Raw genomic sequence first — 18,972 nt, 5'->3', positions numbered from 1 at the left:
GACATGGCATTTGTTCTGGTCGACGCACCCGGCCATCCACGTGGTTCCGATGCGATCCCGGTGGTGGAGCACCTCAACGCCCGGAGTGAGAGCAACGACGGACCGGTACGGTCCCGGTCTCGAACGCGACGGGTGGTCGGGCACGTTGTCCTCGCGGCCGTGACCGTGTTCAGCATTTTTCCGATCTACTGGCTGTTTGCCACGGCCTTTCGTCGCCCTGACGATTCGCTGTCGGCGAGCCCGCTCCCCTCGCCCTTCAGCCTCGAGAACTTCCGATACGTGTGGAACACGATCCCGATGGCGTCGATGATGGTGAACACCTTCACCATGGCGTTGGCCATGTCGGTCAGCCAGCTGTTCGTCGCAATCCTCGCCGCCTATGGGTTTGCCCGGTGGAACTTCTTCGGCAAGCAAGCGCTGTTCCTACTCTTCGTCGGGTCGTGGTTGGTTCCGTTTCAGGTCACGATGATCCCCAACTACCTGCTGATCTCCCAGATGGGCTTGCTCAACACCGTTGCAGGCATCGTGATCCCGAACTTGTGCTCGGCCTTCGGAGTCCTGCTGATGCGACAGCATATGGAGGCGTTTCCGCGGGAGCTACTGGACGCCAGTCAGATCGACGGACAGAACTCGTGGGCAACGCTGTGGAAGGTTGTGCTGCCCAACATGAAGCCTGCTCTCGCGGCGCTGGGAATCATGCTGTTCATCTCTGCTTGGAACGAATATCTCTGGCCCGCGCTCATCATGCGCCAGTCGAATTCGGTGCTACAGATCGGTATTCGCAGCTTCCTCGGTGCCGAAGGGAACAATTGGGGTGCCATCATGGCGGCGTCCGGACTGGCGTGTCTGCCGATCTTCCTGATCTATCTGTTCCTTCAGCGCTACGTGCGCGACGCGTTCGTCCAGTCCGGTCTCAAGTAGCAAACAACAGTCTCAGAAACTGTTTACCGGGCACAAGAATTGGCGTGACTCGTTCCAGAAGGGAAAGAGGTCGGTGGTGGTGGCCGTGGGGTGGTCGATCCCCGCAAGATTGTAGAAATCGAGGATCGTCCTACCCGCGGTAGCGCTGACCTCGCATGCCTGCAAGCTCAGCTTCGCCTCCGCCACGAACCCGATGCTGCGGGCGAAAGGTCCGAGAGTCCCGGCATTGACAAAACTCTCGAGGTTTTGTCCCCACTGGTTGTAGTCGGACTGCAAAGTAAAGCTGCATGTTTCACCGAACAATTCGGTACAGGTTGTCGGTTGCCCGCCGATCGTGTGAACCGTGTCGGCGAGTTCGTGCGAAGTACCTTCGCGCGGTGATCCGGAAAGTAGAAGCAAGACGGCGACGGCCAAGGCAACCACCAGAAGGATGCTCGCGGCCGTTGCCAGTATCGCCTTCACAATCCCTCGATCCACGTAAGTTCATGAGGGGAACCGATTTTGGAACACCGGTCATTGGATTTGTACCCGTGGCACTCGGGGTCCAAACATCGACCAGGCTGGGAGCCGTGCATCAGTCTGGGGGTCGCGAGAGGATTTGTGGGAAAGCGGGGGAGGATCGACACTCCCTTCCACTACCAATATATAGCCCACCGGGGGGCTTGCGGCAAGGCCCGGGCAGTGCCGCAGAATGGCTCTTCCGATCCCGTACGACCGACTACCGGATCGGAACAGCCAGCGGAAGTGAGGGCATGTGCCAATCCAGGGATACGAAGACGAACTGCAATCCGAGCGGAACTATGTGGAGGCGCTCTACGCGCGACTCGACGTCGAACGGGCCCGAGTCAAGGGTCGGTACAGCACCGCTCTGCGCGGAGACGGCCAAGCACTCATGGAACGCGATGCAGAGGTACGCGCGCTTGCCAAAGAGGTGAAAAGGCTGGATGTAGCCGACAACGGACTGTGTTTCGGCCGGTTGGACTCACTGTCGGGTGAGACTTCGTACATCGGGCGAATCGGCCTTCTGGACGCGGACAACGACTACGAACCGGTTCTGCTCGATTGGCGGGCGCCGGCATCTCGCCCGTTCTACGTCGCCACCGCTGCAAACCCGGAGAACATGCGTCGACGCCGTCAGTTCCACACACGGAGTCGACGCGTGGTCGATTTCACCGACGAGGTACTCGGGCGCCCCGAGGGTGGTGAACGCGACGCACGCGGGGACTCCGCCCTGCTCGCGGCGGTCAACGCACCGCGAGGTGAGGGCATGCGGGACATCGTGGCCACGATCCAGGCCGAGCAGGACGACATCGTCCGTCTCGAGCACCCTGGAGTGTTGGTGATCGAAGGTGGCCCGGGCACCGGGAAGACCGTCGTCGCCTTGCACCGCGTCGCCTACCTTCTCTACACGCAGCGAGAACGTATGGAACGTCACGGAGTTCTCGTGGTCGGGCCCAACCCGGCGTTCTTGAACCACATCGGCCGCGTACTGCCCTCACTGGGCGAGTCCGACGTGGTCTTCATGACCACCGGTGATCTTGTCCCCGGCCTACGCGTCACCGCCGAGGACATCCCGGGCGCCGCTGAACTCAAGGGTTCACTGAAGATCCTGAATGTGCTCAGCGCGGCGATCGCCGATCATCAGCGACTGCCCGAGAGCCCGCTGTCGATCGAACTGGCGGACGTCACAGTGCGGATCGACGCCGAAACCGCGGAGTGGGCCCGAGAAGAAGCCCGCGCCAGCAAGCTCCCCCACAACGACGCTCGCACGGTGTTCACCGAAATCCTCACCTGGGCACTGACCGAACGGGCGATAGCGCGCATCGGAAAGGGATGGTTGACCCGCAGTGACCGTGAAGCGTGGGAGCAAGTGCGCGCAGATCTGACCGCAGAGTTGGCGGAGAATGACGCGTTTGCCGCAGCGCTCGACGCACTCTGGCCGATCCTGACACCGAAAGAGCTACTGACACAGCTGTTTACTTCTCCGGAACGCCTACGGGCGGCAGGTGCGGACGAGAGACTGTTGCGCCGAGATGGCGATGCCTGGACGGTGTCCGACGTTCCGCTTCTCGACGAATTGGTGGACATGCTCGGCCGGGACAAGCCTGTGGATCAGAGCGCCGAACGCGAACGCCAGGACGAGGCCGCGTATGCGGCGGGTGTGCTGGACATGATGATCAGTCGCGAAGACCTGATGGACGACGAGGACCATCTTCTCGCCCAGGACATGCTGTACGCCGAGGACCTGGCAGACCGTTTCGTCGAACGTGACACCCGAGAACTCGCCGAACGCGCTGCTGCAGACAGAGACTGGACGTACCGGCATATCGTCGTCGACGAGGCACAAGAACTGTCCGAGATGGACTGGCGGGTCCTGATGCGTCGTTGCCCGGACCGGTCATTCACGGTGGTAGGCGATCTCGCGCAACGTCGTTCACCCGCAGGTGCCCGCTCGTGGGCGACGATGATGGAGCCGTATGTCCCCGGTCGCTGGATCTACCGATCACTGTCGGTGAACTACCGCACTCCGGCCGAGATCATGAGCGTCGCCGCCGCCTTGCTCGCCGAGTTCGCGCCGGGAGTCCAACCACCCGAGTCCGTCCGCGCTTGCGGGGTCCAACCGTGGTCCAAGCGAATCTCCGCTGACGAACTGGCGTCCGCCGTCGACGAATTCAATCAGGACGAGGACGGACGCGAAGGTACGAGCATCGTCATCGGACCTGCGGATGTGCCAGGCGCTGTGCCGGTTTCGGAAACGAAGGGTTTGGAGTTCGATGCCGTGCTTGTCGTGGAACCGGAGCGGATCATTGCCGACGGCCCGCGCGGTGCGTCGGAACTCTATGTCGCCCTCACCCGCGCCACTCAACGTCTGGGCGTCTTGCACGAGGGTCCGTTGCCGCAGGCCCTGACCGGACTCGCCCAGGTCGGGACGGCGAGGTCACCGCAATCGTTCGCGACGAGCGATCGTGCTGTGTAGGCCTTCGGCAGCAGCGCGCACGTAGGACACCTGGCTCTCGGGGACGAAGCGACTGGTGGGACCGGTGACACTGATGGCCGCGACGGGTTTGTCATTGGTTCCGAAGACCGGTGCCGCGACACACGCAAGACCCGGCGCCGATTCCTCGCGCTCGAACGCAATGCCGGTCTCGACCACTCTGTTCAGTTGGGTGTTGAGAATGCCGGGCGCGACAATCGTGTGCGGGGTTCGGCGCGTCATCGGTTCCGACAACACTTCGCGGCGAAATTCGTTGTCGGAGAACGCAAGGAGCGCCTTTCCGATTGCGGTGCAGTACAGCGGTATCCGGCCGCCGGTCCGAGAAGGGGAGTTGGCTTGTCGATGGCCGCCGATCTTCGCGACGTAGACGACGTCGTGGCCGTCACGGACCCCCAGGTGGACTGTCTCGTGGGTCCGCTCGTACAAGTCCTGGAGGAACGGCATCGCCATCTCCAGAAGGCTCCGTTCGAGAGAGGCGAGCATGCCGAGTTCGAAGAGGCCACCGCTGAGTCGGTAACCACCGTCGAGTCGGTCGAGTAACCGGTTCGCAACCAGTTCGTTGGCCAGGCGGTGCACGGTTGCCTTGTGCAGGCCCGTCCGCTGGACCAGGGCGGCCAGAGGCAACACGTGGTCGTCGGCCCGGAAGGCGCGCAGGATCGTCACCGCCTTGCCGAGCACGGTGTCGAGGTTTGCGCTGCCAGTCACCTCCCCAGCGTATCGCTGAGTGAGACAGTTCCCTGGCGCAATCTCGGTGCCGCAGCGAAAGTAGTGGCCATGAGCCAGCCCACGAATACCAGTACAGCTAGCGAGACCGACATCGCAGCTGCTGCGGACCGCCTCGCAGCCGCCATCGCGAGCGGTACTCCCTGCGCGCCAGTGCGCGATCTGATCGGCGCCGACGACCTCGTCGCCGCCTACGCCGTCCAGCGTCGCGTCGACGAAATCCGTCGGCAGGGCGGGGCCGTGGTCGTAGGCCGCAAGATCGGCCTGACCTCGGTGGCAGTCCAGCAGCAGCTCGGCGTCGACCAGCCCGACCTCGGCGTGCTGTACGCCGACATGGAGTTCCCGGCCGGCGGCGTCATCCCCATGAGCCGTTTGATCCAGCCCAAGGTCGAAGCGGAAGTGGCCTTCGTGCTCGGCGTCGACCTTGTGGACGGGCCACTGGACAGCGCCCAGGTCCGCGGCGCGATCGACTACGCCGTCGCGGCGATCGAGATCTGCGACAGCCGCATCGAGTCGTGGGACATCAAGTTCGGTGACACGGTCGCCGACAATGCGTCCTCGGGCGTCTACGTCCTCGGAACCGAACGCCGCACCCTCGACGAGGTGGAACCCGCGGGCGTCGTCATGTCGATGTCCGTCGACGGCACCGAGGTCTCCACCGGCGTCGGAACCGCCTGCCTGGGCGATCCGATCGAAGCCGTCGTCTGGCTCGCCCGCACGGCGCGCGAGTTGGGGCAGCCGCTGACCGCAGGCCAGGTGATCCTGTCCGGCGCACTCGGCCCCATGGCGCCGGTCACCGCAGGCAACGAAGTCACCGTGACCGTCTCCGGGCTCGGTTCCGTCACCACCAGTTTTTCCAGCGAAGAGGACAACGCATGAGCAAGGTCAAGGTCGCGATCATCGGATCGGGCAACATCGGCACGGATCTGATGATCAAGGTGCTGCGTAACTCCGATTACCTGGAGATGGGCGCGATGGTCGGTATCGACCCCGCGTCGGACGGCCTCGCTCGCGCGGCGCGTCTGAACGTACCGATCACGGCAGAAGGCGTCGAAGGCCTGGTCGGTCTGCCGAACTTCGACGAAATCGAGATCGTCTTCGACGCCACCTCGGCAAAGGCTCACGTGGCCAACAACGCGCGGCTGGCTCCCCTCGGCAAGCGCATGATCGACCTGACGCCTGCCGCGATCGGACCGTACGTCGTACCGGCCGTCAACGCGGACGAACACTTGGACGCACCCAACGTCAACATGGTGACGTGTGGCGGCCAGGCCACCATCCCGATGGTTGCCGCTGTTTCTCGGGTGGTTCCGGTGGCGTACGCGGAGATCGTCGCGTCCATCGCCTCCAAGTCGGCCGGTCCCGGAACGCGCGCCAACATCGACGAGTTCACCGAAACCACGTCCGAGGCGATCGTGGCAGTCGGCGGCGCTCGTCGCGGCAAGGCCATCATCATCCTCAACCCCGCTGAGCCGCCGCTCATCATGCGCGACACGGTCTTCTGCCTCGTCGACGCGCCGGATCCGGCTGTCCACGACGAGATCCGTCAGTCGATCGAGAAAATGGTCGGCGACGTCTCGGCATACGTCCCGGGCTACCGCCTCAAGCAGGAAGTCCAGATCACCGAGATCCCGGCCGACCAGCCGGTCGAGACGTTGCTCGTCGACGGCAATCGCCCTACCCACCAGGTGTCGGTATTCCTCGAGGTCGAGGGTGCTGCGCACTACCTGCCCGCGTACGCCGGCAATCTCGACATCATGACGTCCGCCGGAATGCAGATCGCGGAGCGCATCGCCCAGCAGAAGGAAGCAACCAAGTGAGCAACCGCAAGATCTTCGTCCAGGACGTCACCCTTCGCGACGGCATGCACGCTGTTCGCCACCGCATTTCGCCGACCGACGTCAAGCGGATCGTCACAGCTCTCGACGCTGCCGGCGTCGACGCGATCGAAGTTGCGCACGGTGACGGCCTCGCTGGCGGCTCGCTCAACTACGGCCCCGGCTCGAACACCGACTGGGAATGGATCGAAGCAGCAGCCGAGGTACTGCAGCACGCTCGCCTCACCACGCTGCTACTGCCCGGCGTCGGCACGATCAGTGAACTCAAGCACGCCTACGACCTGGGTGTCCGCTCCGTTCGCGTTGCCACCCACTGCACCGAGGCCGACGTCTCCGCGCAGCACATCGAGACCGCCCGCGAGATCGGCATGGACGTCTCGGGCTTCCTGATGATGAGCCACATGGCACCGGCCGAGGAGTTGGCGAAGCAGGCCAAGTTGATGGAATCGTATGGCGCGCACTGCGTCTACGTCACCGACTCGGGTGGACGCCTGGTGATGAACGACGTCGCGGATCGTGTTCGCGCATACCGCGATATTCTCGACGAGGGCACCGAAATCGGTATCCACGCCCACGAGAACCTTTCACTCTCGGTCGCCAATTCTGTTGTGGCCGTGCAGAACGGCGTCACGCGCGTCGACGCTTCCTTGGCCGGACACGGTGCCGGAGCCGGCAACTGCCCCCTCGAAGCATTCATCGCCGTTGCGAACATCGAGGAGTGGGAGCACGGCTGCGACCTGTTCGCCTTGCAAGATGCTGCCGACGACATCGTCCGTCCACTGCAGGACCGACCGGTCCGCGTCGATCGAGAGACCCTCACACTGGGCTACGCAGGCGTGTACTCGAGCTTCCTGCGCCACGCTGAGGCTGCGTCGGAGCGCTACGGAATCGACGTTCGCACACTGCTGCTCGAAGCCGGACGCCGCCGTCTGGTGGGTGGCCAGGAGGACATGATCGTCGATATCGCGCTCACCCTTGCTGCGCAGGCGAGCAAGGAAGCTGTCTGACGCGCTGCCGAATTCGCTGATACCCGAGTCCCGCTCACGTCTCCGGACGGGGGCGGGACTTCTCAGTTGGGCTGAGAGGTTCTGTCATTACAGCGCTCAACCTCTGAAACTGTTGTTGCCCAATAACGGCGAGGGGCCGATCTTCGCTACGGTGAATGACATGACCGAACCCGACTGCGACCCGCTGGTACACCCAACTTCAACCGAGGGTTGTGTCGGCGTCGACATACCGGACAGCCGGGGTCGCACCGGCCTCGACCGAACAGGCTTCGGGCTGCACGGTAATCCTGATGTCGAAGTCGAACGAGTCGAGGTCACCTCAGACGGTTGGCATGTGTTGCGTCGCAGCACCTTCACGTATCGGCGACGGGACGGGACTCGCGAGACGCAGCAACGTGAAACCTACGACCGCGGGAACGGCGCGACGATCTTGCTGTACGACCCCGAACGGCGCACCGTCCTGCTGACGAAGCAATTCCGCTTTCCCGCTTACGTCAACGCACACCCCGACGGAATGTTGATCGAGACCGCAGCCGGTTTGCTCGACGACGACACCCCGGAAGTAGCCATTCGGCGAGAGACGAGCGAGGAGCTTGGGGTCGCGATCGGTGAGGTGCAGCATCTGTTCGATCTGTACATGAGCCCCGGATCCGTCACCGAGAGAGTGCATTTCTACGCCGCTCGATACAGTCCGGCGGACAGAACCGGCAGCGGCGGCGGGGTGCCAGACGAAGGCGAGGACATCGAAGTCCTGGAGTTGCCGTTCGACACGGCACTCGACATGGTCGCCGGCGGAGAGATCGTCGACGGTAAGACCGTCATTCTTCTTCAATGGGCTGCCATGTCGGGGGCACTGACTTCGACGTCGATTGCCTGAAATTCTATATCCTGTGCCGATGGAACCTGCCGAGTACCGTGACGCGCTGAGGTCTGTCCTCGACACCGCATCGTCGGTAGTCGAAAGCCGGCTGGCGGCGATGCGCGCCGCGGCGACAGCACATACCGAAGGCATTGTCATCGACGTCTCCGTGGACCAGGACGGCGAGGGCACTTTCGGCGTCTGGGCGCGATTCGACGATCCTGATGCGTTCAGTTTGAATCAGCAGATCGGCGACGAGCGGGAGCTTTTCGGCGTGATCTGGGGTGAGGAAGGCTGGGAGCCACCGGTTCCCACTCGTCCGCGAGAGTGGTCACGCACGGAACTCGACGAAGTTATCGTCGGTGTCGTCGCCGAGTGGATCGGCGCGCTCGTTCCCCCGACTGCATCCGAACTGCACTGGGAAGTAACAACCCCCGACGGAGCAACCGACCCGATTACTGTAGGCCCCGATTTCAGTCGTGGACATTCACCTCGATGAAGCGCGGAAGCTGTCGGCGAGATGGACGACTTCGAACCACTGTTGTGATCGATGTTGCGATGTCACCGACCGGTCGAACCGTCGATCAGCTCGCGGAGGATGTCAGCGTGCCCGGCATGGCGTCCGGTCTCTTCGCTGAAACGTCGCTTTCCAATCAGTCACGTTTTCGGCGAGAAACATCGATCGTTCGACAAAGGTCAAATGATTGACCAGCCCGAGCAAGGTTGTTCCCGACCGAACAATTGTGGTGCGCACCTGAGGGTCCGGAGCACCTTCAACCTTGGCAGCGATCGAATCACGCAGGTAGTCGAGAAACGCGCGCAGCGTATCGGTCTCGCTATTCCCTGTCCGGGGTGGTGGGACATCACGGCGGCTCCGACGCGACGGTGCCATGGTGGATCTCCTTCCTCGGTGAAGAACGACGAAGAGGCTTCATTCCTGGCTAGGCAGTACCGATCCTTCCGAACTCACGCCGATCCCGCATCAAATTTTGCCGTTGCGGCAAAGGCCGGCTTTACTGCCGGTATCACCGCGCCGAATGCAGGTCGCGCACAAGTTGAGGTGTCCGCCACTTGCCGACCTCGAACGGCCACCGCCGCAGCGGATAAGCGAGACGGGCCACGAAGTAATTGACGTATTCGACGACGCCGAAAGCCCACACCACCATGATGACCGCCGCAGTGACGAAATGATCTGGTAGCCAAATGAGCACGCCGAGGAGACCGACCGCCAAGACCACAATGTCGAGGACCCGAAACACACGGTAGAGCGCCGCGAGGCGGGCCGGCATCGGCGCCTGCTCGACCCAGCCTCGGGCAAGCAGCCAATAGACACCCGCTTGCACGAGAACCACGAGCAGTGGGGCCAGCGCCGACCACAGCGCCGCGGAGTCGTGCGGACCTTCGAGCCGAGGCACCACGACGCTGACAGCCACAGCGGCAAACACTCCCGCGGCGGCCAGTTCGCCAAGACCGAGGCTCAGGTACCTGCGTCGCAAACTCATTCGCCGTTGATCCACCACGTGAGAAACCATATCCGTTGATCACCGCGCAGCGGGTGCGCATCAGGTGCAGGGCTTTGCCTAAGATCGATCGAAAGGCAGTCACATGTAAAGAGGTTGGTGTGCGATGGTGCGATTGGCCATGGTTACGTTCGATGCAACGGATGCCCGATCACTTGCCACCTGGTGGTCGGAGCGATTCAGCGAGGCGAGTATCGATGGTGACGAAGATTTCCTGACGGTGACGGCCCCGGACCTCCCACTCACTCTCGGTTTCCAACGGATCGATCAGGCTCGCAGCCAAAGGAATACGGTTCACCTCGACTTCGACCTCGAACCGCAGGATCCTCCGCGGGACCAGGTCGTCGCGACCTTCGTCGCGGCAGGAGCAGCCCACGTCGAGCGCCATGAGTCGGGCGGATCAATTTGGGACGTGTTGGCGGATCCGGCGGGAAACCTTTTCTGCGTGGGTGATCCGCATTAGGGTCTGTCTGACAACCAGTCCGAGATCGAGTCCACTGCTCATTCGGCAAAGCTTGAAAGTACCTCACCCACACAGCCGTATATGCATTCGTTCGCATACAGTCGGATGTGTCCCAGCGGCACCCCAGACTGGAATGTCCGCTGTGTCAAAATCTGCCGACAGGGGGCTGGACGGATGGGATCGCCTGATTTGCTGGGTCTGACGGCCTCACTGTCGTCGTCGACGCTTATTCTCGCCTTCGTTGCCGGGCTTCTTCCGCGAGTCGTCGGTGATGAACCGAATCCCGTTGTCGGCATACGCACGAGGGCAACGATCTCGAGCCCCGAGGCGTGGCAATTGGCCCATCGGATTGCGCGGCCGCTTCTGCGCCGGACGGTGTGGACAGCCGTAGTGGGACTCTGCACGCAGGTCGCGATCGGTGTCGTGACGGGTTTCGGATCTGTGGTGTCAGCTGTCACTTCAACGGTCGTGTTTCTAGCAGTGCTCGTCGTCCTGCTCTGTGCGGCGTTGAAGGGCAACGCCGCAGCAAAATCGTTGCGGCGTTGACAGCCTGGGCCGCAGTTGTCAGACGTGTCCTCGTTCTCCGATTTCAGTTCCCGATGCGCGGTCGTTCGCGCCGACGTGGTCCACGGTCCCGCATCTCGAGGATCGCGGCTGCCGTTGACGCGACCGTCTTGTCGTCGTCGTGGGTGAGCCGGGCGAGTGCTTCGTGTGCTGCCGCGCCGGGAATCTCGGCGAGCGCCTGAGTGATTCGCAGCCGAGTCGGCGCGTCGGCGGTGTTGTCGAGCCTGTCCTGCACTGCTGCGACGACTTCGCCGCTCGCGGGTGAGCGCTCCGCCAGAAGGCCCAGCACCTCGCCGGCCTCGACGTCGCGTCGCCCGTCGGCGACCATCTCGAGAAGAGCGGGCATCGAGATGGATTCTCCGCGAGTTCCGAGGGTGAGAGCGGAGTCGGCGCGGACTATCCCGTCCGAATCATCGAGAGCTCGCTTCAAACACCGAGTTGCCTCCTCGGTGTGGATCCCGGAGATGGCGGACATCGCGCGACGCCGAACCTGGACGTCCTCCGATTCGAGACCCTTCGCGAGAGCTGCAAGGCCCGCACCTTCAGTCCTCGCCAACGCCCATTGCAACGCTCCGGCCACGTTGGCATCCTTCTCCGACAGGATGGCCTCGACGAGTGCGTCGACGGGCAACGCTGCATTCAGCTCCTGCGACAGGATCGCTTGCTGACGGTGGGCAGCGAACTCGGATTCGAGTGCACGCAACAGTGAAACCATGCGCAGGACGTCGTCCCACTCCGAAGGGGCGGAGGCGTCGACCCTTTCGAGTTTGGTCAGCAATTCTTCCTCCGCCGCGATCCGTTGCCGAGTGTGTTGCATGAGTTCACCCACCAAATCGGCCGGGGCGAAGTCGGGCTCGTCCAATGCACGCTTGGCCTCGTTCAGCGAAAGCCCCAACGTCCTCAGGCTCTCGACGTGGAAGAGTCGACGGATGTCATCGGCGGAGTACTCGCGGTAACCGCCGGACGTGCGGCCCGTCGGCTTCACCAGTCCCAACGTGTCGTAGTGACGCAGCATCCGTGTGCTGACACCACAACGCCGCGAGACCTCGCCGATCAACATCCGTCTCCCCTTCCTACCCGTCCGGGCCGATTGCCGCGACGCGCTTCGCCAACTCGTGTGAGAGAGCGAACCCACCGTCGGGGTCGTGCCAGAGTTGCTTTGTAGCATCAGCATGCGCCCGAAGACGCGGATTCAGGCTTGCACCGGCCGCGTCGAGCACCGGGAGTACAGCCTCGCCGAGTCCTGTCAGAGCTCGACTGAGACTGAGCTGCATCTGGAGTTCGCCCCGCCCGAGTTCGGTGGCCAACTCGGCCGCGAGCGCCCCCTCGCCTCCTGACGGCACGAGGGCCACAGCCGCACGCCACGCACTGCGCACGACCTCGTCGTCCTGGTCGTGAACCACCGCAGAGACCGCGGGCCAAGCGATCGGATCGCCGATCTTGGACAAGGTGTGGAGCGCCTGACTGCGGGCTTGCGAACCATCGGACCCGAGCTCACAGATCAACCTCGGCACCGTGATTTCGGCCGGCAGGCGGCACAACGCCCAGGTCAGCATGTCGCGGACGAAGAAATCCGGCTCGACGGCACACCGGTCGACCAGGGCAACCGTCAGCTCAGGGTCCGGGCGTGTGCCGGCGGCTAGCGCGGCGCGCAGCCGAACCGAGGAATCAGCTGCGGCCAATGCGTCGACGAGGTGAGCATTCTGCCCACCGTGGTTGGTTGTGTTCACGACAACCACCTCCTTCGTCGACCATTGGAGTCCTTGTCACTGTGTCAAGGTCAAGCCGGCGAAGGTCGCAGCCAAGTTCAGAGCTGGCGGCGCAGGTCCAGAACTGCGATTCCCCAGCCGACGAGTCGTGATGCAGACACGACCAGACCTGCATCTTCCGCGACAGCTGCGAACTCGGATGCGGTACGTATTCCGGTGCCGTGCATACAGAGCATCAGCAGGTCGAATTCGGCAGCGTCCTCACTGATCGAGGTTCCGGCGGCACCTTCGTCGAGCAACCGCTCGACAACGATGATCTTGCCACCGGGCACAACGGCATCGCTGGCTGTACGGAGCAGCAGGCTCAGGTCATTGTCCGGAAGACGCCCGGTCGCTTCGAGAAGGAGATACGCGTCGAACGGGTGGGCAGTCACCGGCGCGAGAACACTCTGCGTCAGATGGCTGATCCGGTCCGACACCGCGGGGTCGACGTCCTTGTCGATCCGTTCGAGTTCACTGGGCAAACCGAGGACCGTTGCCGCGAGGTGCTGTTCGGCACCGAGCACGGCGTTCATCACGACTCCGGAACCGCTACCCGCGACCAGGATGCGCGTGACGTCGCTGAGGGGATATTCGGCTGCGAGGGCCGATCCCAGAAATGCTGCCTCGTCGGCGATGTGATGGTGATGCTTGTCGGCCAGCAGTGGATGGGCGTCCAAGTCTTCGTCGAGAGTGCGGCCGGTAACGGCACTGATCGCGGCCGTTCCGGATCGAACGGCGCCGACCAACCCGGTGATGGACAACTCGACCCGTGCCTCGATTCCCTCGAGGTCGAGCCAGTTCGAGACCCACTCGTCGCCCAGCATCGCCTCACCCACTTCGCCGAGGGTCAGCGTCTCCCCTGGTCCCCGGGCCAGAACCTCGGTGGCGATCAAGTAGCGGACGAACTTCGCCAAGGCTCGAGAGTCGGTTCCGGTGCGAGAGGCCAACTCGCCCAGATTGTCGGCACCTTCGGCAACGTGGTGAGGAATACGCAGAGTGTTTGCCGCCCTGATCGCGAACGGGGAGACGATCTCTGCCCGCTCGGCGAGCTTGTCGAACGGTTCGGTCGTCGCGGCCGCGAGATCGGGCACGGCGGGATCGTCGGCGAGAGTGACGACCTCGGCACGTCGCCAATAGCCGGTGATGTCCACCATCTCCGCCGGCAACTGACGCTCTTCACGCAGATACCGACGAATCCCCTTGAGCGAGGTGGATTCTCCGGCTACCCAGGCGAACACGGCGCCGTCACGCCACGGTACGGAGCGCACGGCCTGCTCGAGCGCTGACAGTTCACCGGCCGGACTGTCGTCTCGGCCTACCCGAGTGAGCGAGACCGAAGCCGCGCTGGGCAGATCGAGAGTGTGCTCGGCTGAAGTGACCTCGACAACGACTCGAGCGTCCAGACCGGCGGGCATCTCTTCGAGCCAACGCGCGATTGCCGGTATCGCAGTTTCGTCTCCGACGACGAGTACCCAGTCCACATCCTCCGGCGCACGCCCCGAACGAACCGGACCAAGGAGGTCGATGGAGTCGCCCGGCAGGCACCGTCGTCCCCAGGTGGACGCGATTCCGGTCTCGTGGGTGACAAAATCGAGAGTCAACTCGGCGGCAGTGGGATCGAACTTGCGCACGGTGTAGTTGCGGGTGACGGGCTTGGGGTCGCGTGGCCACTCGACCGTGCGTGCGCGCTGCTGCGGAAGCACCACTTCGCCGGACTCGGTGGGAAAGAACAGTCTCACGAAGTCGTCGAATCCGGAACTGCACAGCGCCGGGAACTCGAACCCGTCCTTCTCGAACGCGACAAGTTCCGGGCCGCGCAGGACGATGCGTCGCATCCCGGCGTCGATGTCGGACGTCTCGACGACCGTGGCACGCCGGATCACCTCGGGGTGCACCAACTGTTGCCGGTGGGATCTGGCCATGTGTCGCTATTACCCTTCTACGTCGAATGCGCTTACATCGAATGCGTCGGCGCCGCTCACTTCGGTGCCGCTCACTTCGACAGCACTGGGATGCTGCCGCCGAATCAGATACGGTGCAACGCTCGTGAGCTTCTCACAGGTCTCGTCGAACTCTCGGTCCGGAGTGGACTGCGCGACAATCCCTGCCCCGGCACGCAACCACGTGCGTCCTTGCTGCTGGTAGACGGCCCGGAGAACGAGGGCGGCTTCAAGCGTCCCGGTCGACGAGGCGCGAACCACCGCCCCCGAGTACAGGCCGCGTTCGCCGTTGTCGAGACGTGCGATCGCGTCGATCGACTCGCGTTTAGGGATTCCCGACGCGGTGACGGCGGGAAAGACGGCCGCGAACGCATCCCAGGGTGAGAGGTCGTCGCGCAACAGGCCGCGCACGGTCGAGGCGAGGTGCTGCACACTGCCACGTTCACGAACACTCATGAAGTCGGTGACCGTGGTCGAGTCGCTGGTAGAGACGGAGGCGACCTCCCGGAACGCGGTGCGGACCGATACTGCATGTTCGGCAATCTCTTTCGGGTCCTCCTCCAGATCATTGCGTGCTGCCGCGTCCGCCTCCGGTCCCACACCGAGGGCACGGGTCCCGGCGAGCGGTTCGGCCGAGACGCCTCTCCGGCCGTCGACGGCGACGACGAGTTCGGGGCTGAATCCTGCCGCTGCGATGTCTCCGAGGTTCAGCAGAAAGGAGCGGGCCGGCGTGTTGGCGAGTCGCCCGACACGGTAGGTATTGGGCAGGTCGACGTCGAAAGTGACCGGAACAGTCCGGGAGAGAATGACTTTCGTGTAGTCGCCACGACGCACTTCGTCGATCGCCGCGGCGGCGCGTTCTCGGTAGCTATCGGTGTCGGTGAAGACGTCGACGGCACCTGACGAAGGTGGTACCACGGCGGTGACACGCCGGAGGACGTCGGTGAGCGCGGCCGCGTCGGCGGGCGTACCGCCGGTCACGACGATGTCGTCGCCCAGGGATCGGCCGAAGGTGATTTCGACGCGCGGGATGATCAGGTGCGCCAGGGTGGACTCGCCCAGCGGCCGGCCGGCCGGCACACAATGGGTGTACGCCGAGAACTCGAAACTCACCCAGCCGTAGGCATTCCAGTGCTGAACCGGGAGCGCCGCGAGGGAGTCCTGCAGCGCGAGCGCCGGGTCGTCCGACCAATCGGACACGCTGTCGACGCCGTCCCAGGTGGTGGTCACGGTCCGGCCTGTCATCACCACGGAGCCGAGAATGCCTGCCGCGATCACCCAGTCCCCGTGGTTCTCGTAGACCACGTATTCCTCGAACAGGCCGGATTCGGCAAAGGCGACGACCTTGGCGAGGTCTCGGTCGAGTAGGTTCCCTGCCGTAAGACGGGAAGGATCGAGATCGGTGTCGAGATCGTCGACGGTCGATGATGTCACGAACGGCTCCCGACGGCAGCGACCAACGCGTTCTTGTCGATCTTCCCGACTGCGGTCATCGGCAGCGACGGGCGAGTGACCACACGATCGGGAAGGGTGTTTGCGGCGCATCCGAGACCGACGAGGAAGGATCGCAACTCCCCCAGTGTGGGTTCGGTTGTGCGGGTGACGATCACCGCGCACACGCTCTCTCCGAGATCACGGTCCGGGATGCCGACCACCGCGACCCTGGACACCGCCGGGTGGGTGAGCAACAGGTCTTCGAGAGCGTCTGCGGCGACATTTTCGCCGCCCCGGGTGATGACGTCTTTGATCCGGCCGGTGACGATCAGGTGGCCGGTCGCGAGCATGCGGACCTGGTCGCCACTTCGGTAGAACCCGTCGGCGGTGATCGCGGTCCGATTATGTTCGGCGGCACGGTAATAGCCGTTGATGGTGTAAGGCCCACGGGTGAGGAGTTCCCCCACCTCGCCCGGTAGGACATCGTCACCGGCCTCGTCGACGATCCGGATCTCGTCGAGTTCGGAGAGAGGACGGCCCTGCGTGGTCAGCACCAGATCGTCGGTGTCGTCGAGGCGCGTGTAGTTCAGCAATCCTTCGGCCATGCCGAACACCTGCTGCAGGGTGCATCCGAGGGCGGGCCGGACGAGTTTGGCGACCTCCGGGGTGAGCTTGGCTCCCCCGACCTGCAGCAACCGAAGGCTGGAGAGATCTGCACTCTCCCATTCGGTTGCTTCACACCATAAATGGGTCAGACTCGGTACGAGAGCGGTCACGGTGACGCCGTGCTGTTCGATCAGTCCGAACGTGTGGTCCGGGCTGGGATCGCGCGTCAGGACCACGGCGGCGCCGACACCGAACGCACCGAGAATGCCGGGGCAGGCAAGGGGGAAATTGTGAGCCGCGGGAAGGACCGCGAGATACACGTCGTCTGCGGTGAGTTCACATATCTGCGCGCTGGCTCGGGCGTTGTACGCGTAGTCGTCGTGTGTGCGGGGAATCAGCTTCGGCAATCCGGTGGTTCCGCCGGACACCAGCAGCACCGCGACGTCCCGTGAATCGGCCCGATCGAAGGCGCGGCGCTCGGCGTGAACATCTGCGAGTGAGGTGAATTCCGCTGCGTCACCGTCGACGAATACCGTTGTCACACTAGGAACTGACCCGACGACCTCACGGGCGAGGTCGCGGTAGTCGAAACCCCCGTCGCTGTCGGCGATCACGTATGCCGTCGCCTCGGACAGGCCGGCGAGGTGCACGATCTCTCGGGCACGATGGGCGGGCAGGGTCAACACCGGAACGGCGCCGCATTCGAGCAAGGCGAAGAGCACCACGACGAACGAGGGTGTGTTGGGCAGTTGAACAATCACCCGATCCCCAGCACTGACGCCGCGTTCGGCGAAGCCGGCAGCGGTGGCACGTACCCGGATTCCCAACTCGGAATAGGACAATGCCCCATCGCTACCGACGACGGCTCGGCGACGTGAATGGTCGGCAACCCAAGTGTCGAATTCCGTGGGTATGGCACGTCCACGCCATAAGCCGGCGTCGGCGTACCGTTGGGCCCGCTCGACGGAAAACGGTACGACGTCGATGTTCGTGGAGAGCTCTGCGGTCATCATAGTTCCTCGCGTTCGAGTGATTCTGTGCCGGAATGCTCGGGTGTGACGCCCGGCGAGCTGCTGTCGACAATGTTGCCGACCATGTTGTCGACAGCGTGGTCCACGTAGTCACGTAGTGACGCCAACGAGATCAGTGCGAGTACGGACAGAGACACCATGATGACGCCGTACACGATCAAGGCGGTGGAGGCGACGAACACGGTGCCGATCAAACCTGCGACCGCCGACCCCACGGACAGTCCGAATACGTTCTGTGCGCTCCACAGACTGTTCGCGCGGCCGAGCAGCCGGTCCGGCGTGTTGGTCTGGATCACGGTGTACGCCACGATCTCCTGAACGGCACCGAATGCCCCGGCCACGGCCAACAGGACGAGCGCTACCCAGACCATCGGTGCCAGTCCGACTCCGGCGAGCGCCAGGAAACTGGCCGCGAGCGCGAGTACGAGGACGTAGCCTTTGCGCCGCACCCTGCTGATCCACCCGCTGGCCACCGATCCCAGGGCCGCCCCGACTGCGGTGGCCGAATACAGCAGGCCGGCGGTGCGCGGATCTCCGTCGAAGCGTTGCTCCACGAAGGCCGGGATCAGTACCCCGACGCCGCCGCCGAGCAAAGCGATGGTTCCGACGATGAGAACCGACCGAACGATGTTCCGGCTCAACGCGAACCGGAACCCTCCGGTGAGGGACGCCCACGGCGACTCCTCGTCCGTCTCGTCCGGCCGCAATTCCGGCAGAGTCGCCAGAAGTGGAACAGTGAGCAGGGTGCCTGCTGCGGCAGCCCAGTAGTTCCAGGTCACCCCACCGGTGGCGATTACCACGCCACCGAGCGCGGGGGCCGCCATCATGCCGAGCTGGACGGTGAGTGCGTTGATGGCTCCGGCCGCGGCGAACGAGTTCTCCGGGATCAGAGCCGGAGTCACGGCGAGGAGCGCGGTGATGCTGATCGCGCCGATCGCGCCGTCGACGGCGCCGAGTGCGTAGATAGCCCATACACTCGGGTCCGCCGACGCCGCGTTGAGCGCCAGCCCGACAAACGCCAAGCCGCACAATGTTCGGGTCCATACGATCAGTCGTCGTCTGTCGTACCGGTCGGCGAGTACGCCCCCGGTGAGCAGACCGACCAGGGTGGCGACGCCCGTGACCGTCGACGCGAATCCGACGTGTGCCGTCGATCCGGTCAACGCGAAGATCTGCACGGGCACTGCGACGATCAGCATGCCGATTCCGAACACCGCGATGGTGCGTGCGATGACGATGCTCCGGAACGGTGGGCTCTCGCGCAGTGGCGACAGGTCCAGCAGTAGAGCCTTGCCGCTCATGGTGTTTCCTCCCTGGCCG

19 protein-coding genes and 1 pseudogene are annotated in these 18,972 nt (G+C 63.9%); 9 read left to right on the top strand and 11 right to left on the bottom strand.

All coding sequences use genetic code 11. The annotated features are described in order from the left end of the window. The first annotated feature begins 3 nt into the window (after window positions 1-3). Window positions 4-921 carry a carbohydrate ABC transporter permease gene (locus tag ACFQ6Y_RS00300; protein WP_378530360.1) on the top strand — a complete coding sequence of 306 codons (918 nt, stop codon included), beginning with the start codon at window positions 4-6 and terminating at the stop codon, window positions 919-921. 12 nt (window positions 922-933) lie between these two features. Here ACFQ6Y_RS00300 and ACFQ6Y_RS00295 read toward each other — a convergent pair whose 3' ends face one another. Then, window positions 934-1,398, bottom strand: coding sequence for a hypothetical protein (locus ACFQ6Y_RS00295; RefSeq protein WP_378541565.1), 465 nt, complete (start codon window positions 1,396-1,398; stop codon window positions 934-936). A gap of 277 nt (window positions 1,399-1,675) precedes the next feature. Here ACFQ6Y_RS00295 and helR point away from each other — a divergent pair, with 277 nt between their 5' ends. Further along, window positions 1,676-3,898: an RNA polymerase recycling motor ATPase HelR gene (helR, locus tag ACFQ6Y_RS00290; RefSeq protein WP_378627571.1), complete on the top strand. Its 2,223-nt coding sequence runs from the start codon at window positions 1,676-1,678 to the stop codon at window positions 3,896-3,898. On the opposite strand, the gene ACFQ6Y_RS00285 is transcribed toward helR, so the two are convergent. After that, window positions 3,860-4,621, bottom strand: coding sequence for an IclR family transcriptional regulator (locus tag ACFQ6Y_RS00285; RefSeq protein WP_378448369.1), 762 nt, complete (start codon window positions 4,619-4,621; stop codon window positions 3,860-3,862). The genes helR and ACFQ6Y_RS00285 overlap by 39 nt on opposite strands. 69 nt (window positions 4,622-4,690) lie before the next feature. Here ACFQ6Y_RS00285 and ACFQ6Y_RS00280 point away from each other — a divergent pair, with 69 nt between their 5' ends. From ACFQ6Y_RS00280 to ACFQ6Y_RS00260, 5 genes are all read left to right on the top strand, one after another. After that, complete coding sequence (locus ACFQ6Y_RS00280; RefSeq protein WP_378627564.1) at window positions 4,691-5,518, top strand: 2-keto-4-pentenoate hydratase; 828 nt, start codon at window positions 4,691-4,693, stop codon at window positions 5,516-5,518. After that, window positions 5,515-6,459, top strand: coding sequence for an acetaldehyde dehydrogenase (acetylating) (locus ACFQ6Y_RS00275; RefSeq protein ID WP_003943168.1), 945 nt, complete (start codon window positions 5,515-5,517; stop codon window positions 6,457-6,459). The genes ACFQ6Y_RS00280 and ACFQ6Y_RS00275 overlap by 4 nt, the downstream gene beginning before the upstream one ends. Then, window positions 6,456-7,484, top strand: coding sequence for a 4-hydroxy-2-oxovalerate aldolase (dmpG, locus tag ACFQ6Y_RS00270; protein WP_378530352.1), 1,029 nt, complete (start codon window positions 6,456-6,458; stop codon window positions 7,482-7,484). The genes ACFQ6Y_RS00275 and dmpG overlap by 4 nt, the downstream gene beginning before the upstream one ends. 160 nt (window positions 7,485-7,644) lie before the next feature. Beyond that, entirely contained in the window at window positions 7,645-8,361 is a 717-nt protein-coding gene (locus tag ACFQ6Y_RS00265; RefSeq protein WP_378627561.1) for an NUDIX domain-containing protein, read from the top strand. Between the two features lie 19 nt (window positions 8,362-8,380). After that, window positions 8,381-8,842 (top strand): DUF6389 family protein, encoded by a 462-nt coding sequence (locus ACFQ6Y_RS00260; RefSeq protein ID WP_378627559.1) that lies wholly within the window; start codon window positions 8,381-8,383, stop codon window positions 8,840-8,842. Between the two features lie 62 nt (window positions 8,843-8,904). Here the strand turns inward: ACFQ6Y_RS00260 and ACFQ6Y_RS00255 are convergent, their stop codons facing one another. The 3 genes and pseudogenes from ACFQ6Y_RS00255 to ACFQ6Y_RS00245 all read right to left on the bottom strand — a co-directional run bounded on the left by ACFQ6Y_RS00255 (window position 8,905) and on the right by ACFQ6Y_RS00245 (window position 9,845). Continuing rightward, entirely contained in the window at window positions 8,905-8,997 is a 93-nt protein-coding gene (locus ACFQ6Y_RS00255; RefSeq protein WP_370852753.1) for a DUF664 domain-containing protein, read from the bottom strand. A 79-nt stretch (window positions 8,998-9,076) separates the two neighbouring features. After that, window positions 9,077-9,235 (bottom strand): annotated as a pseudogene (locus tag ACFQ6Y_RS00250) (mini-circle protein); the annotation flags it as partial. A gap of 133 nt (window positions 9,236-9,368) precedes the next feature. Then, window positions 9,369-9,845 carry a hypothetical protein gene (locus tag ACFQ6Y_RS00245; protein ID WP_378627556.1) on the bottom strand — a complete coding sequence of 159 codons (477 nt, stop codon included), beginning with the start codon at window positions 9,843-9,845 and terminating at the stop codon, window positions 9,369-9,371. 139 nt (window positions 9,846-9,984) lie between these two features. Here ACFQ6Y_RS00245 and ACFQ6Y_RS00240 point away from each other — a divergent pair, with 139 nt between their 5' ends. Beyond that, window positions 9,985-10,326 (top strand): VOC family protein, encoded by a 342-nt coding sequence (locus ACFQ6Y_RS00240; protein ID WP_378541551.1) that lies wholly within the window; start codon window positions 9,985-9,987, stop codon window positions 10,324-10,326. 174 nt (window positions 10,327-10,500) lie between these two features. Then, window positions 10,501-10,872: an SdpI family protein gene (locus ACFQ6Y_RS00235; RefSeq protein WP_378627554.1), complete on the top strand. Its 372-nt coding sequence runs from the start codon at window positions 10,501-10,503 to the stop codon at window positions 10,870-10,872. 43 nt (window positions 10,873-10,915) lie between these two features. On the opposite strand, the gene ACFQ6Y_RS00230 is transcribed toward ACFQ6Y_RS00235, so the two are convergent. From ACFQ6Y_RS00230 to entS, 6 genes are all read right to left on the bottom strand, one after another. Next, on the bottom strand, window positions 10,916-11,950 hold the full coding sequence (locus ACFQ6Y_RS00230) for a MerR family transcriptional regulator (protein WP_378627552.1): 1,035 nt from the start codon (window positions 11,948-11,950) through the stop codon (window positions 10,916-10,918). A 13-nt stretch (window positions 11,951-11,963) separates the two neighbouring features. Beyond that, window positions 11,964-12,629 (bottom strand): HEAT repeat domain-containing protein, encoded by a 666-nt coding sequence (locus ACFQ6Y_RS00225; protein ID WP_378627550.1) that lies wholly within the window; start codon window positions 12,627-12,629, stop codon window positions 11,964-11,966. A gap of 68 nt (window positions 12,630-12,697) precedes the next feature. Then, window positions 12,698-14,563: an SIP domain-containing protein gene (locus tag ACFQ6Y_RS00220; protein WP_378627547.1), complete on the bottom strand. Its 1,866-nt coding sequence runs from the start codon at window positions 14,561-14,563 to the stop codon at window positions 12,698-12,700. A gap of 9 nt (window positions 14,564-14,572) precedes the next feature. After that, on the bottom strand, window positions 14,573-16,015 hold the full coding sequence (locus tag ACFQ6Y_RS00215) for a salicylate synthase (protein WP_378627542.1): 1,443 nt from the start codon (window positions 16,013-16,015) through the stop codon (window positions 14,573-14,575). After that, a complete protein-coding gene (locus ACFQ6Y_RS00210) occupies window positions 16,012-17,631 on the bottom strand; it encodes a (2,3-dihydroxybenzoyl)adenylate synthase (RefSeq protein WP_378627538.1) in 1,620 nt (539 codons plus the stop codon). The genes ACFQ6Y_RS00215 and ACFQ6Y_RS00210 overlap by 4 nt, the downstream gene beginning before the upstream one ends. Next, entirely contained in the window at window positions 17,631-18,953 is a 1,323-nt protein-coding gene (gene entS / locus ACFQ6Y_RS00205; RefSeq protein ID WP_378627534.1) for an enterobactin transporter EntS, read from the bottom strand. Before entS ends, ACFQ6Y_RS00210 begins: the two co-directional genes overlap by 1 nt. Window positions 18,954-18,972 lie beyond the last annotated feature (19 nt).

The organism is Rhodococcus sp. NPDC056516 (assembly GCF_042794655.1).
Lineage (GTDB): Bacteria > Actinomycetota > Actinomycetes > Mycobacteriales > Mycobacteriaceae > Rhodococcus_F.
This window is presented reverse-complemented; position numbering and strand designations above follow the sequence as displayed.